The sequence below is a fragment of the Melioribacteraceae bacterium genome, assembly GCA_030584085.1.
Classification (GTDB): domain Bacteria; phylum Bacteroidota; class Ignavibacteria; order Ignavibacteriales; family Melioribacteraceae; genus SURF-28.
Window position 1 is genome coordinate 1,111,173 of sequence record CP129490.1, and the last position, 16,552, is coordinate 1,127,724.

Genomic DNA, 16,552 nt, shown 5'->3' on the forward strand with positions numbered 1-16,552 from the left:
AATGCCTATTTCTGTTATCACAACAACCTATAATTGCGGCGAATATATTTCTGATGCAATTAGAAGTATATTAAATCAGACTTATCGTGATTTTGAATATCTTATAATCGATGACGGTTCAACGGATAACACTGAAGAGATAATAAATAGTATAGATGACAAAAGAATAAAGTATTATAAAATTGAACACATTGGTCGTTCTAGATCTCTCAATTTCGCACTTCAAAAAGCGGGATATGACCTCATTGCATTGATGGATGCTGATGATATTTCTCATCCGCTGAGATTAGAGAAACAATTAGAAGTTTACAAGGGATCTAATCAACTTGTTTTTTGTGATACTGCCTATTTTATTAATGAGAAAATTAAGTATTTAATTATAAGTGAACCTCAATCAGATTATATTAATAAATTGATTCTTCACGGTCACTTTAATAATTCTTCATCACTGTTCAATAGGTTGTATATTTTGAACTATGGTGGATATAATGAAGATTTATTAGCTTATGAAGATTATGATCTTTGGCTACGAATTATGAAAGACAGTGAATTTATTGTCGCCTCAGGAATTTACCATTATGTTCGACTCCGAAATGACTCTATGACTACTACCAATCCAGGCAAGCTTAAATACATTCTTTACTCAATTCAAGAATATTATTTCAAGAATCTTACAGATTACGGAATAAGAAATCCAAATGATAAACTAGCACTCAAAGGATGGCGAGAATTTTTTTATGGGGAGTTAGAATTATGCAGGGAATATTGGGACGAATTAAAACTTTCAGATAGAAGCATCAAAATTCATATAGCTTATGTAATGAGTTACTTACCGTCAATAATTGTTAAGTGGTTTAAAAACAAAAGAATTTTTCTACGGTTAAAATATATTTTTTACTATCTGAAATCATTTCGTAGCACTCAGCTCGAATTTTATAGAGTTCTTAACAAAATTGCGAGTAAGGAACCACCATATTGTTAGATATCAATCAAATAATTAGCAAACTGATCCTTAAAGAAGATATTGTTTTAGATTTGTTGGATTCTTCGCTAATAGAATCTGAACAGTTACTAATTACGTATTGTAATCAACATTGTTTCAATACGTTAGTGGAAGATCAATTATACACAAATACTATTGCAGATAACTTTGAAGTTTTTGTTGATGGTTATGGAATGATAAAAGCATACAATTTTTTATTCAATACTCAATTTAATTCTTTTAATGCAACAGATTTGTATAATAAATTTCTAATTTTACTTTCCCAAAAAGACATCCCAGTTTTTTTGATCGGAGGGAAATTTTCAGATGAATTATTGGAAAACAATAACCAATACAACGTAAATATAGTTGGCTATCAAAATGGGTATTTCGAATTATCAAGTATTGAAAACATAGCACAAAAAATTCGAAAAGCTAATTCAAGAGTTGTTCTAATAGGTATGGGTGTTCCTAAGCAAGAAATATTCGCAAAAAAGTTATCAGAATTTTTTACGGATAAGCTCTTTTTGTGTGTTGGTAATTATCTTGAATATTATCTAGGTACTTCAAAAAGGATCCCGTTTTTTTTTCGAAATAAAGGAATTGAATGGATTTACAGGTTATTACAAGAGCCAAAACGCTTATGGAAACGCTACCTTATCGGCATACCTTTATTTATATTTAGAGTACTTAAAGAAAAATACAGAAAGTAAACTACAATGTGGTTTGTAAACAAATCAATTATTCTATTTTTTGTTTTAGGCCTTACAATTCTTGCGCAATTTAAGGTAAGTGACAACTCTTTTCAATTTTCAGTATCAAGTCCAGATTATGATTTTGTTATCGATTCTTCAAATTTTTACAAAAAAAATGACTTTATCGATTTTACTAATCCCTCGAAATCCGGAGAGTATAAATTACCTAGCCAAAATTTAATTTTTGCAATACCACCAAATTCCAATCCCTCGTTAAAAATACTAAGCAAAAAAGAAAAAAATTTAGAGAACACAATCCCAGAGATTAATCCGAGGGCGATCAAATTAAATGACTCAACATTGGTTTACGAAAATGCCGAAGCAAATACTCAATTATTAATAAATATTACTAAACCCATTGTGGAATTAGGACAAAAATTTTGGTTAAGAGATTTCTATTGTATAGAAGTCAAAATCAACTCTCATCAATTTGATCCGAAATCTAATTCAATTATTATTTATGAAAATGTTGAAATCGAATTAGAATTTGAAGGTTCCTACAATATTCAAGATCATTCACCAATTCAAATTAAATCACAATTTGATCTTTCATTAAAAGAAATCATTTACAATAGCAACATTGCTGAACAGTTCAGAAGCAATCGAAGAGTGATTGAGATTACAAATTCAGATTCTTGGATTAACTATAACAACGATTATATCAAAATTGCAGTTGCGCAAGATGGAATTCATAGAATAACCAAAACCGATTTGGGAAACTTGGGCGTACCTGTCAATTCGTTAGACCCGGAATCTTTCCAATTATTTGAAAGTGGACTTGAGCAATTAATATATGTAAGTGGTGAAGATGACGGCACGTTTGATGAAGGTGATTACATTGAATTTTACGGTACAAAGAATTATTCTAAAAATTATTATCGTGAAATAAATTCTGATAACCAGCCATACAATACTTATATGAATATTTATACAGATACAACTTATTACTTTCTGACTTGGGGCAGTTCTCAAGGAGTAAGATATAAACCCGACAATTCAATTGTCCCGGGTGATTATGATGAATTAAACTATCATACAGCGCTTATGCATTTTGAAGAAAACACAATGTATCAAAATCTCAATAACAACGAACTGCTAAACCAAACCTCTGATTGGAATAAGAATAAAACTTGGTATTGGAATTGGATTTTTACAAGTCGTAACTATACAATAAATCTGCAGGATGTTTATCCAAACGTTGACGCAAAATTTTATCTTAAGTTAACCAGCGCAGGATCAAATATTTCAAGCAATGCTCATCAAGTTAGATTGAATTTTAATTCAACAAAAATTGATTCACAATCTATCGATCGATTCAAACAGACTATTATGACCGGAATCGTTGATGCTTCTATTTTAAACACCGGTAATAATACAGTGAATGTGCAAAATTATCCCAATGGTACAGTCCCAAACTATTTAGCATACGATTGGTACGAAATTGAGTATCCACGTTACAATAAATTTATCAATGGTTCACTGATTCTAACTGTTCCGGACGGTATTAACAACCAAATAGTAGAGTTGAAAATCACTAATGCAGAAAATATTGATTATGCTATTTATAAAATCAATGGCAATTCAAAAAAGATATTTAATTATTTATATGGTTCTGGCAATTTAACTTTTATTGACACTATTTCAACAAGTGATAAATATGCCATATTCTCAAATGGAGCAGTGCTCAAACCGAAAATTGTTTTTAAAGGTAAATTCACAAATCTGCGAGCTGACAATTCTCAAGCTGATTATATAGGACTTACGGTAAATGAATTTTCTTCTTCTGTATCAAATTATTTATCGGAGATTGAGCAATTATATTCTATCAAGTCAAAAAAAATATTAGTCGAAGATATTTTTGATGAATTTGGTTTCGGTTATCCAACACCTGAGTCAATTAAAGAATTTGTGCAATACGCATTTAATAATTGGACTGCACCCAAGCCTTCTTATTTAACATTGTTTGGAGATACCAACTACGATTATAAAGATTATGTTTTCAACAATGTCGGTGTAAAACTCAGTACTAATTATATACCGGCGTTCGGTAATCCTATTAGTGATAATTGGTATGCGATATGGGATCAAAATGCTCCATTTATACCGCAACTTAAAGTGGGTAGAATACCAATTCTCTCAAATAATGATCTGCAATATTATTTAGATAAAATAAAAAATAATACATCTGCAGAATTTAATGAGTGGAATAAAAGGTTTTTACTTTTTTCCGGAGGCGTTGGTAGTAATCCAAATGAATTGAAACAATTAAAAGCAGCAAATGATTCGGTTGTTACAAAGATTATTGAGCCCCGACCTATTTCGGGTAATTATGATCACTTCTATAAGACGACTAACCCTCAATCGGATTTCGGTCCGTTTACTTCACAAGAAATAAATCAAGCTATTAATGACGGAGGTTTGTTTATTTCTTATGTAGGTCATAGCGGAACGGCTACCTGGGATAATAGTATCAACACGGTTTCGCAATTGAAAAACAATGTTAACAGAAATCCGGTTATCAGTGACTTCGGATGTTCGACAAATAAGTACGGCGAACCAGATATAATATGCTTCGGTGAAAGATTTTTGTTCGATACTGACGGACAAGCTTTAAATTACATCGGTAATTCATCGCTGGGTTTTTTATCAACCGCTGTTTCAGCACCAAAATATTTTTATGAATCATTTAAGCTAGATTCACTTTACGAAGTCGGTAATGCTCATATACATGCCAAATCAAAGTTGTATCAAATTTTCGGAAATTCACAAGTCTTCAAAGTATTTTCTCTATCTAATATTATTTTAGGTGATCCTGCTGTTAGATTGAGATTTCCGGATTTACCGAATCTAACATTTGAAGAAAATCCTTTTCTATTTACAAATGCGGATTTAAACGATATAGCTGATTCAGTTGAAATAGGAATAATTATTAAGAACTTGGGCTTGGCACCATCCAGAGAATTTGAAATTCGATTCGAGCACTATTATGAAAATGATCTATTAGAAACTAAAACCAATCGTTACATATTACCCGGTTCTGAAGACACAGTAAAAGTTTGGGTGAAGACAAAAGGATTATCAGGTCAGCACCGATTGGAAATAATTCTTGATTCTCAAAATGAAATTTTAGAACTATCCGAAACTGATAATACTAATTCCGAATCATTTAATGTATTTTCATTCTCTTTGCGCGATCTTCTGCCTTATACTCAATTAAATGGTAAACAGAATATTCTAACAATTCTAAACCCAATTAGATATTCGGAAGATGAATTTAATATTTTATTGCAAATATATGGATCGGAAGATTTTTCCAATCCACAAGAATTAACTTTTCCTTCGACCGAATTAATAACAACAAGCCCAACATTAAGTTTATCAAATAATAGATATTGGCTTCGTTATAAAATTGATAAATCTGAATTTGATTTCTCTGCTCCAAAATCTTTTTCAGGTTATGACAACTATGATTTCAAAATTGATGACGATTATTCTTTTAGTAATCAATCAAGAATAGGTGTTGGTTATAATAATGGAGAACTGAGTTTATCGATTGATACTTTAAATATTTCTGTACTTTCTGCAGGCTGGAATGCCGGTGCCACATGTGTAATTTCGGTTGACGGAATCAATCAACTTGATAACTCATTCTTTGCCGGTATGGGAATTGTTGTCTTCGATCCCCTAACAATGAAGGTTGATACTTCTGCTTGGTTTCAATTATTTGATAATCGACCCAATGCAGAGGCTTTAGCTGCACTTATCAACAATATCCCGTCAGGTAAAATAGTAGTTATGGGTGTTGCTGATGATGGACAGCATAGATTAATCCCGGAGTTACGAACTGCAATAAAAACATTAGGCAGCACAAAAATTGATCAATTAGTTTTTCGGGGTTCATGGGCAATTATCGGACGAAAAGGTGCTTCAGCCGGTGACACCGATATTCTCGAAGATGTAAAAGGTGTTTATGATGGTTCCATTTATCTTGAAAAAGAATACATTGTCCCGAATCAAACCGGTTATTTAATAACCGAAAGGCTAGGACCCGTCTCACTTTGGGATACACTATTAGTAGATTATCAATTACCGAATGGGGCGGAGTTGAGTGTCACTCCTATCGGGATTAAGCAGAATGAGGAAGTTGATACACTTAGCACATTTATACTTAACTCGAGTACAATTCCGATCAATTTTATTAGTCCCAAATCTTATCCTTATGCTAAATTTAAATTGAAGTTTACGCAAAATGAAAATGGTGAATCGCCAAGTATTTCACAAATTGGAGTTAGTCATCATAACACACCTGAACTTGCAATAAATTATCAAACTGCTTCAATAGATCGTGATACGGTTATGCAAGGGGAATCCATTGCTGTGAACTACAAAGCAAGTAATGTCGGTGAAGGACGAGCACTTAATGTTAGAACTAAAGTCGATCTGTTTTTTAATAATAATATCTTAGAAACAGTTTATGATTCGACGCTCCTTTATATTAACTCGGAATCATCAATCGATATTGGTTTTGAGAAATTCATTACAACTGAATACGAATCGGGCAATTATAAGTTTGTCATTGGTCTCGATACTGATAATACAACTTTAGAACTATATGAGGACAATAATTCTTTCGAATTACCCTTTCTTGTTACAAGAGATACCGTTACATCAATTTCATCCGCAGTTGTATCTGCAAATTTTGACGGCTATGAAATCTATGACGGTGACTATGTTTCCTCCTCACCCGAGATAGATATTATCCTAGATTATGAAGGTCAATTTGAAGTTTCCGATACAAACTCATTTCAAATTTCACTGAATGGAAGAAAGATTAATTTCAGCAGTTTGAACACTGTCTATGAGACACAAAATAATAGAATCATTTTTAAGTACAACCCCACTTTAGAGGACGGAGATTATTCCTTATCGGTAGTCGGAGAGAACATTCGACCGGCAAATAGTTCGGATAATGAATTTATTCGCTACTTTAAAATATCAAGCGAAAATAAAATTTTATATCCGTATAATTTCCCGAATCCATTTGTTAATGAAACTCATTTCACATTTAAGTTAACTCAAATCCCAAATGAAGTTCGCATTAAAATATTCACTATTGCCGGTAGACTCATTCGTGAAATTAAAGTTGACAGATCACAACTCAATTTCGATTTCAACAGAATCTTTTGGGACGGAAGAGATGAAGACGGAGATTTGTTAGCGAACGGAGTTTATCTCTATAAAATTATTTCAACCGATGACGATGAAACTGTTTCGGTAACAAGTAAACTCGCCATTGTCAGGTAGCAAATAAAATAATTAGTATTGTCATCCCGGACTCGATCCGGGATCTCAATAATTTATCGATAATGTCTGCATCATTCTTTTAAATACTTACGACGTTTACAGATAACCTATCCCAAGTAAATCATTTTAAAAAATTTTATCTTTACAGATAATAATTACATGGAATCCTAAAATGAAATTCAAACAAATAATAACTCTTCTCATTGTGCTATTTATTTCCAACTCTTATGCACAATTATACACTCTTCGTGAAAATCAAGGTATGTTAAACGGTGGACTTGGAGTAACGTGGATTGACGGTCAACCTTATTATGGATTCCATTTCCGTCCGGAGTTTTCTTTTTCAAAAATTGGTGTCGGACTTGATTTGACTTTAGAATTTGGAACAAATGGAAAATTGAGAACAGAAAGTTTTAACGAGGCTTCAGATTACTTAAGCATTATTCGTTATATAAGATATGGATTCAAAGGTGATCCGCTCTATGCCAGACTTGGAGCTTTGGATTATGCGACGCTCGGACATGGAAGCATATTATACCTATATAATAATAGTCCAAGTTATGATTCTAAAAAAATTGGATTAACCTTCGATGTTGATTTCAGTACTTTTGGATTTGAATCTATCTATTCAACTTTTGGTGAAGCCGGAATTATTGGCTTACGTGGTTATACTCGTCCGTTGCAATTTACTGATTTACGAAGTGTTCCGATAATAGGAAATATTGAAATTGGTGCAAGTATTGTAACGGATCTAAATGATAAGTCCGGAGTTCTCAGCGGAACATATGATTCTGTAGAAGAGAAATTCACTGCGACCGACGATAAAGGTTCGATCACTATTATCGGACTAGATCTTGGAATACCAATTGTGAAAGGATCAGTTGCAAGTTTAGATCTCTATGTTGATTATAATAAAATTATAAAATTCGGCAGCGGTGGGGCAGCCGGTTTTATACTTGGCTTTAATGGTTTGGGATTGGTTGATATAAGAACAAGATTTGAACGCAGAATAAATGGAGATGAGTATTTACCTTCTTACTTCAATACTCTTTATGAATTGGAAAGATTTCAGTTGGATAAATCAACCGGAACATTTTTTAGCAAAGCTCAAGCACTTAAGAATGCTGGTCCTGCGGGAAACGGTTGGTACGGTGAACTTTTTGTTAGCATACTCGGCACATTAGATATTCTCGGAAGTTATCAACGCTTGGATAAAGACCCTAAATCGGGAATGCTTCATCTCTCCACCAATATAATGCCGGAAAGCATGCCTTATGTTTTTAGAGCGGGTTTTGATAAAGTATACATTCAAGATGAGAAGGACATTTTTAAACTTGATGATAGATCTTATCTATTTGCTGAATTAGGTTATAAACCTTTGCCTTATCTGATTGTTTCATTGGTTTATCATTGGACGTTTACACCAATCCGCGATGCCGATGATAATGTTTTGGATTATGAACCTCAAAAAAGAATTGAGCCAAGAGTATCTTTTATATATCCGCTTAGTTTTTGAGTGTTGATTCAATAAATGATTTGAATTCTTCTACGGTATAGAAAATATAATCGGGGTTCATTGCCTTTACTTCTTGCGGGGCGTAGCTGTCCCATACAACTGATGCAATTTTCACATTCGCCTTGTTTGACGCTTCCACATCGTGCGGACTATCGCCAATCATTAATAGTTCGGATTCCGGTATGTTATAGTGTTCCAAAATATTGATAATTCCGTCCGGAGCGGGTTTGTGGTTTTTTACGTTATCTCCGGTTGAAAGTATTTCAAAGAAATTTGCAAATCCTATTTTCTCTAATGTTATTTTGGCACTTTCAGTTCCCTTACCTGTGAATACTGCAAGATTTTTATTATTGGATTGTAATAGTTCCAAAACTTCTTTTAGTCCGTCAAAATTTTTTACATATCTATCGTGTTCATTCATATAAAAATCAAAATAGTCTTTTCTTGCTGAATGGAAACTATCTTTCATTAAATCCAAGAGAATAACATCTTCACTTGGTCCGAATAACGAAATTATTTCTTCGTTGCTTACATTTTTATTCAAGTATTTCTTTGAGACATATCTAAAACTTTCGAAAATTAATTCATTTGTTTGTGCTAATGTACCATCTACATCAAAAACATAAGTCGAAAAGTTGTTCATAAAATTTAAATCCTTATTAGAGAAATAATTCCATTATGATAGGCAATGACAAGTTTATTATTGCCGAAAGGTGTGATTGAAAAAAGAGGAGAGATTTCTTGTCTGAATATTTTTTCTGTCTTATAATCTGTATCCATTTGAATCAAAAAGCCATCATCATTTCCGTAGTAAATGTTTTTCCCATGTTCTACAATTTCAGTGAAAGAATAATTATCTCCTACTTTAGTAATTAACTCTCGTACCCAAGTTCCGGTTTTTGCTGAGAGTACGTGAAATCTGTCATTTGTACTTCTTACAAATAAATGTCTTCCGTCTTTAGAAATATTTAATGTAAGCGAAGATTTATATTTATCAGATTCCCAATTCTTTCTTCCAAGTAAAACATCATAAGAAAAAACTTTTCCGTTAGAAAGTGAAATAAATATTGATTCATTATTGCTTGCTATATTTGAAGCATAAACTCGGGTTTCATTTTTCTCTGTTAATTTGGCTTTCCACGCAAGTAATCCTGTCCTTGAATTCACTGTATAAATGTGTCCGTCCATGCTATAAAAATAAATTTGGTTCTTTATCAGTAACGGTTCTCCAATGATTGCATCTGTGGATTGGTTAAACCTCCAAAGTTCTTGCATCGTTTCCAAATCGTAACAGTAAAGTGTCCCTTGTTTTGTCCCGGCTACTACCGCTGCTTTTGATCGGGACTCTTTAGGCATCATCAAATTATATTTACCGTCATAATCAAAACTCATTAGATCAGAAGTAATTGGTGAATCGAACCCAAGTGATTGAAGTGGCTTACCGGTTCTGGCATTTATTGTTTCAAGATCACCTTGTACTGTTGCTATTGCCAAATATCCATCACGCAATGTTGGTTTTGAATAAATATAACCGAACGAAAAATAATCCCAGACTTTTTTACCTAATGAATCAAGACAAACTACTTGTCCACTTACATCAGCGGCATATATTCTATCACTCGATGTGATAACTCTTGAAGAAAGAGAGTAACCCAAATCATATTTCCAGATTAACATCTTGCTTTGGTCAAATAGATGATCTGGGTTAGCATCTATAAAAGAACTTTCCTTAACCGTATAAATCTTTTCAGACGCTAATTCGCCTTCAAACTTTCCGATTCTTACAGCAATTGTATCGTTTCTGACTTCTATAATCTTGAATGCTTCATTTCGTTTTGAATTCACGCTGGAATTTAGCATTGAGATATTATCGCTTAAAAAGTCCTTTGAACTTTTTAATGGGGCGGCGATAAATTTTATTTTGCTATCGTTAAATTGATTTGCTAAATCATCAAAATTTTTGATTTGCTGCGGATCGCTGTTTAATATCAATATCGATGAAGAAAGACTATCTAGTTTCTCATCTTTTAGAAAAGAGAAAGTTTCTCTTTCAAAAAAAGGTGAGTTATTCCAACCTACAGTTGTATTTAATCCAATTACTTTTTGAGAATCATAATTTTTCCGGAAAGATAAATCACCGAATAAATTCATGAAATCTTCTCTGGCTGTATTATCGGGATAAAATAAATCCGAAGAGGGAAGTGCATAAACTGCAAATTTGATTTTCTTAATTGATTTAATAATCGTGTCGTCCGGATCATCTAAATCCAATTTAATACCATTGAATACAACAAAATCAATTTCACTAAGTTGATTTATTGAGTTTATTACTTTCGCAAGATTATCTTCCCCGGATTTCGAAGTAACATCCAATTCATCAACAATAATAAATCGAATATTTTGAGCGAAAACGATACTTGCTAATAATAATATCCCAAATAAAAATTTTATCATCTCACTGCTGAATTAGTTATTGAAAACTCAAATGTAATAAAAATAAAGAATCTACTCTAATTAATGATCGAAATAGCCGTTTTGGGTTGCTAGTAAGTTAATTCGGTGTGTTAAAATTGATATTAGACCCCCCTCTTCATATATTTAAAATCTTTATTTTAATGGCATATGAAACATATTAGAAACTTTTGCATAATTGCACACATAGATCACGGAAAGTCAACTTTAGCCGATGGTTTGCTTGAAAATACGCATACCATTACAAATCGAGAAAAACGTGATCAACTTTTAGACAGCATGGATTTGGAACGCGAGCGTGGTATAACAATAAAATCGCACGCAATCCAAATGAAATATAAAGCCAATGACGGAAATCTCTATACATTAAATCTTATTGATACTCCCGGTCACGTAGATTTTTCATATGAAGTTTCTCGTTCACTAGCTGCATGTGAAGGAGCATTGTTAATTGTTGATGCAGCTCAAGGTGTTGAAGCACAAACAATAAGTAATCTTTACCTAGCAATTGAAGCCGGACTCGAAATCATTCCTGTCATAAATAAAATCGATTTACCAAGTGCTATGGTTGATACCGTTAAGTCACAAATTATTGATTTAATTGGTTGTGATGAATCTGAAATTATATTAGCCAGCGCTAAGACCCGGCAAGGCATTAACGAGATTCTCGAAAGTATAGTAAATAAAGTCCCGGCGCCAAAAGGTGACGAAAATGCTCCACTGCAAGCTTTAATATTTGACTCTGTATTTGACTCTTATAGAGGGGCAATAGCATATATTCGAATCTTTAACGGATCTATTAAAGAAAAAGATGATATTAGATTTTTTGCTCATGATGAACATTATGAAGCTGAAGAAATCGGAACATTGAGATTAAGCAGAGTGCGGACAAAGGAATTAAGTGCCGGTGATGTTGGTTATTTAATTTCTGGAATTAAGGATGTACATGATACTAAAGTGGGTGATACAATTACTCATGTAAAAGGCGGATCCGAAAAGCCGCTTCCTGGTTATAAAGAAATTAAACCAATGGTATATAGTGGTCTGTTTCCTGTTAATTCGGATGATTTTGAAGATTTACGTGATTCACTTGAAAAATTTCGGTTGAATGATTCATCATTAGTTTATACTCCTGAAACTTCTGCTGCGTTAGGTTTTGGTTTCCGTTGTGGTTTTCTTGGAATGCTCCATATGGAAATCGTTCAGGAAAGACTTGAAAGAGAATTTAACCAATCGATTGTTACAACTCTTCCAAACGTTGAATATATTGTCTATAACAAACGTGGCGAAAAAATAATTGTCGATAATCCTTCTGATATGCCTGATGCCGGAAATATTGACAGAGTTGAAGAACCTTATGTAAAAGCGCAAATTGTCTGTCCAAGTGATTATGTAGGGGCAGTAATGCAACTTGGTATGGAAAAGCGCGGGACTTATGTTAACACAACTTATCTTGATCCGACTCGTGCGGATTTACATTTTGAATTTCCACTAGCGGAAATAATTTTTGATTTTTTCGATAAATTAAAGTCTATCTCACGTGGTTATGCTTCATTTGATTATGAGTTTATTGGGTATCGCGAATCTGATTTAGTCAAATTGGATATTCTGTTAAATGGTGAAAAGGTTGATGCACTTTCTATTATTGTGCATAGAGCAAAATCATTTGATTGGGGAAGAAAAGTTTCTACTAAATTAAAAGACCTTATTCCGCAGCATATGTTTGAAATTGCTATTCAAGCAGCGATCGGACAAAAAGTGATTTCGAGAACAACTGTAAAAGCTCTTCGTAAAAATGTACTTGCAAAATGTTACGGGGGTGATATTACACGTAAGCGAAAACTTCTTGAAAAGCAAAAAGAAGGTAAAAAGAGAATGAAGCAAGTTGGTAATGTTGAAATTCCGCAAGAGGCGTTTTTAGCAGTTCTGCAAATTGAAGATTAATTCTTCACTCAGCATCTATGAATGAAAAATCAAAACAAAATTTTTCTTTACGAAGATTTCTAGTACTCCTTTTACTTGCCGCAATTTTAGCGTTTGCTTCAAAAGTATTTATTGCAGAAGCGTATCGTATCCCGACTTCTTCCATGGAATCAACTTTGTTTGCCGGCGATTACGTAATCGTGAATAAATTTTTGTACGGTCCCAAAACCCCAAACTACATACCTTTTACCGAGATTAAAATCCCTCCGATAAAATTTCCGACGCTATCCGGAATTGAGAGAAATGAAGTTGTGATTTTTGAATTCCCCAAAATTATTGACTTCGATCTACCGGATGAAAAATCAAATTATGTTAAACGATGTGCCGCTTTGCCTGGAGATACGCTGAGTATAATTAATCGCAAGGTTTATGTTAACGGGAATGAATTAGATGAACCCAAAACAATTCACTTTAGCCGATCACGATCAAAAATATTTGGAGTTCCGAACAGGGCAATCTTTCCAAATGATTCTGAGTGGAACGAAGATAATTACGGACCGCTGTTGATTCCGGCAATCGGGTTAACCGTAAATATTTCTGCCAGAAGTATTAATCGCTGGTTACCGTTAATTAAATATGAGAACCAAGATTTGTATGTTCACTCTGAAAATCAAAAACTATTTATTAATGATGAAGAAGTAACTTCATATACTTTTAAAGAAAATTATTATTTCTTTTTAGGTGATAATCGTGATGAAAGTTATGATAGCCGTTTCTGGGGATTTGTACCCGAAAAAAACATTATTGGTAAGCCTTTTTTAATTTATTGGTCGGTCGATCAGAAAACTGAAATTACTAACATTACTAAATTATGGAATTCAATTCGTTGGAGTAGGATCGGATCGCTTATTAATTGAGTTTCTAAAATTCTGCATTGAATTTTGGTAATCTTTAATCTATTATAAAAATAAAAACATGAAAAAAATTATAATTCTTTTATTACTTGCAATTACTTTATTCGGACAAGAAAAATATCTCATTTATTTTTCTGATAAAGGGATTACTCAAGAAGAGTTTAGTTCAGCCAAGCACTTGTTCAAGGCAAATGATCTCGGAATTTCTGACAAAGCAATTGAGCGACGAAAGAAAACACTCGGTGAAAATTATTTACGTTTCGAAGACCTGCCGATTAATGAATCATATCAAAAAGTAATTGAATCAAAAGGAATTAAAATCGTTAATGAGTTGAAATGGTTTAATGCCATATCTGCTTACCTTACATCTGACCAAATTGATGAATTAGTTAAGTTCAACTTCATTGATAGAATTGAAAAGGTAAAATCCTTTCGAACAATTAGTATCGAAAAAAATATTGAACAAAGCGTGAACAAAAGTAATTATTCAATACAGTATGAATTAAACTATGGGAATTCACTAGTCCAAAATGAGTTGCACGATATTCCAAAAGTTCATGATGCCGGGTTTAACGGAGAGGGAATAATTGTTGGTTTCTTAGATTCCGGTTTTGATTGGAAAACTCATCCGGCTCTCATGAATCTTGATGTTCTTTACGAGTTTGACTATGTCCAAAATGATAATGAAACTGCTGATCAAGCAGGTGATGTTCCAGGACAGGATGGACACGGTACAGCTGTATTTTCAATTGGTGCCGGTTTTGCCGATGGACAATTAGTTGGTCCCGCTTATGGTGCTTCGTTTTTCTTAGCTAAAACTGAAGACATTAGCTCGGAAACTAGAATTGAAGAAGATAATTTTGCTGCCGCTGTTGAAGATTTTGAGGAAATGGGAGCTGATATAATTACCGCGTCGCTCGGCTATTCATTATTTGATTCTGAAGAGGACTCATATTCATACGAAGATATGAACGGAAATACCACAATTGTCGCCAACGCATATAATTATGCTTTTGATCTGGGAGTTGTTACAGTTGCAGCTGCCGGTAATGAGGGCAATTCTGCATGGCGTTATATTATTTCTCCGGCTGATGCATTTAATGTTTTAGCTGTCGGTAATATAAATAATAAGGGAATATTGAACTCATCCAGCAGTAGAGGACCAACATCCGATGGAAGAATTAAACCCGAGATTACTGCAATGGGTACAAATAATTATCACGCTGATTCTTTTGGTGGTTTTAACGCTGCAGGATCGGGAACTTCATTCGCTGCACCAATGGTTGCGGGAATGGCAGCTCAGCTTCTTTCGGCTTATCCTTATTTAACGAATCAACAAGTTAGAAACATAATTTTATTAACCGGTGATAATTTCGAAGAACCAAATAACGATATCGGCTATGGAAGAATGTCGATCCTTCGTGCTGTAAATTTCCCAAATGTTTGGGAATACGAAAGCGGACAATTCAGAATCAGCAAGATGTTTTTAGAAGTTGAAAATTCATCGAATCAACAAGTGATAATACATTACAAGATTAATGCTGAAGAGTGGTCTCATCAGTCAATCTCAGCAAACAGCGAAGGTAAATATTATTTTAATTTATCGGATGTATCCGTTAATGACGACGTTACCTTTTACTATATGTTTAATGATACTTCAGGAGCGACTGTTCGTGAACCATCTGATAAAAATTATATTGTCAATCTTTCTGAAAATAATGTAGGTTTTGTTACAGGTGTTGTGGAATTCCCGGATGAATTGACGAATGAATTTATGCTTTACCAAAATTATCCTAATCCATTTAACCTAGAGACCACAATTGATTTTAGATCGCCGAGAAATGAATTTGCGAAAGTAACTATATTCAACGTGCTCGGACAAAAAGTCAAAGAAATTTATTCCGGCAGAGTGGTCCATGGATTAACGAGATTTATTTGGGATGGAACCGACGATAAAGGCAATATTGTCTCAAGCGGAACTTATTTTTACTCTGTTAATATTGCAGGGCAATTAATATCAAAGAAAATGGTTTTACTCAAATGAAAAAAATTCTCTACTCTTCCCAAAAAAAATATTTAGAATCACTTCGAATAGAGCAAGATCCGTTAATTCAAGAAATGGAACTGGTTGCGTCCGAAAACAAAATCCCGATCCTAAATAGCGCTGCTGCGGATTTTCTTGAACAAGTTATTCTTATCCATCGTCCCAAAAATGTTTTGGAAATTGGAATGGCGATTGGATATTCTTCAATAAGAGTAGCGCGAAAGTTAAGATCAAAAGCATCAATTGACACAATAGAAATAAGTAAACAAAATATTTCTACAGCAAAAAATTTTATAGATCGTTCCGGCTGTTCTGAAAAAATAAATATTATTGAAGGCGATGCTCTGAAAATTCTTCCGTTTCAAGATAAAAAATATGATTTAATCTTTCTCGATGCCGATAAAGAAGATTATGAAAAGTTATTTTATTATTCATTGCTGCTTCTAAAAAAAAGGGGAGTGATTATTGTCGATAATTTACTTTGGCATGGTTATACAGCGTCAAAGGATATTCCTCCAAAGTATAAATCTTCAACTCAGCATATTAGAAAATTCAACAGCTTATTTATGTCGCAAACAGCTTTACAAACAACCATATTGCCGATCGGGGATGGAATTGGTCTAGGGGTAAAATTAGACTAAT

Annotated in this window: 10 protein-coding genes; 8 read left to right on the top strand and 2 right to left on the bottom strand. The window is 33.4% G+C overall.

Features of this window, described 5'->3' with window-relative positions; all coding sequences use genetic code 11:
- Position 1 precedes the first annotated feature (1 nt).
- From QY331_05120 to QY331_05135, 4 genes are all read left to right on the top strand, one after another.
- Entirely contained in the window at positions 2–982 is a 981-nt protein-coding gene (locus QY331_05120; protein WKZ70635.1) for a glycosyltransferase, read from the top strand.
- Positions 976–1,695: a WecB/TagA/CpsF family glycosyltransferase gene (locus QY331_05125; protein WKZ70636.1), complete on the top strand. Its 720-nt coding sequence runs from the start codon at positions 976–978 to the stop codon at positions 1,693–1,695. Before QY331_05120 ends, QY331_05125 begins: the two co-directional genes overlap by 7 nt.
- Before the next feature lie 6 nt (positions 1,696–1,701).
- Positions 1,702–7,041, top strand: coding sequence for a C25 family cysteine peptidase (locus QY331_05130; GenBank protein WKZ70637.1), 5,340 nt, complete (start codon positions 1,702–1,704; stop codon positions 7,039–7,041).
- Between the two features lie 172 nt (positions 7,042–7,213).
- Complete coding sequence (locus QY331_05135) at positions 7,214–8,557, top strand: hypothetical protein (protein ID WKZ70638.1); 1,344 nt, start codon at positions 7,214–7,216, stop codon at positions 8,555–8,557.
- Here the strand turns inward: QY331_05135 and QY331_05140 are convergent.
- Positions 8,547–9,200, bottom strand: a complete 654-nt coding sequence (locus QY331_05140; protein ID WKZ70639.1) for an HAD-IA family hydrolase — start codon at positions 9,198–9,200, stop codon at positions 8,547–8,549. The two genes, QY331_05135 and QY331_05140, sit on opposite strands and share 11 nt — an antisense overlap.
- A 5-nt stretch (positions 9,201–9,205) precedes the next feature.
- Entirely contained in the window at positions 9,206–11,011 is a 1,806-nt protein-coding gene (locus QY331_05145) for a PQQ-binding-like beta-propeller repeat protein (protein ID WKZ70640.1), read from the bottom strand.
- A gap of 168 nt (positions 11,012–11,179) precedes the next feature.
- Here QY331_05145 and lepA point away from each other — a divergent pair, with 168 nt between their 5' ends.
- The 4 genes from lepA to QY331_05165 are packed head-to-tail and all read left to right on the top strand — an operon-like array spanning position 11,180 to position 16,551.
- Complete coding sequence (gene lepA, locus QY331_05150) at positions 11,180–12,973, top strand: translation elongation factor 4 (GenBank protein ID WKZ70641.1); 1,794 nt, start codon at positions 11,180–11,182, stop codon at positions 12,971–12,973.
- Positions 12,974–12,990: 17 nt separating this feature from the next.
- Complete coding sequence (gene lepB, locus QY331_05155; GenBank protein WKZ70642.1) at positions 12,991–13,869, top strand: signal peptidase I; 879 nt, start codon at positions 12,991–12,993, stop codon at positions 13,867–13,869.
- Positions 13,870–13,927: 58 nt separating this feature from the next.
- Positions 13,928–15,910 carry a S8 family serine peptidase gene (locus QY331_05160; GenBank protein WKZ70643.1) on the top strand — a complete coding sequence of 661 codons (1,983 nt, stop codon included), beginning with the start codon at positions 13,928–13,930 and terminating at the stop codon, positions 15,908–15,910.
- Entirely contained in the window at positions 15,907–16,551 is a 645-nt protein-coding gene (locus tag QY331_05165) for an O-methyltransferase (GenBank protein ID WKZ70644.1), read from the top strand. The genes QY331_05160 and QY331_05165 overlap by 4 nt, the downstream gene beginning before the upstream one ends.
- Position 16,552: the final 1 nt, after the last annotated feature.

Bases quoted from the DNA above. Each gene is read 5' to 3' on its own strand.
- QY331_05120 (WKZ70635.1), top strand. From the start codon at position 2: ATGCCTATTTCTGTTATCACAACAACCTATAATTGCGGCGAATATATT.
- QY331_05130 (WKZ70637.1), top strand. From the start codon at position 1,702: ATGTGGTTTGTAAACAAATCAATTATTCTATTTTTTGTTTTAGGCCTT.
- QY331_05135 (WKZ70638.1), top strand. From the start codon at position 7,214: ATGAAATTCAAACAAATAATAACTCTTCTCATTGTGCTATTTATTTCC.
- QY331_05140 (WKZ70639.1), bottom strand. From the start codon at position 9,200: ATGAACAACTTTTCGACTTATGTTTTTGATGTAGATGGTACATTAGCA.
- QY331_05145 (WKZ70640.1), bottom strand. From the start codon at position 11,011: ATGATAAAATTTTTATTTGGGATATTATTATTAGCAAGTATCGTTTTC.
- lepA (WKZ70641.1), top strand. From the start codon at position 11,180: ATGAAACATATTAGAAACTTTTGCATAATTGCACACATAGATCACGGA.
- lepB (WKZ70642.1), top strand. From the start codon at position 12,991: ATGAATGAAAAATCAAAACAAAATTTTTCTTTACGAAGATTTCTAGTA.
- QY331_05160 (WKZ70643.1), top strand. From the start codon at position 13,928: ATGAAAAAAATTATAATTCTTTTATTACTTGCAATTACTTTATTCGGA.
- QY331_05165 (WKZ70644.1), top strand. From the start codon at position 15,907: ATGAAAAAAATTCTCTACTCTTCCCAAAAAAAATATTTAGAATCACTT.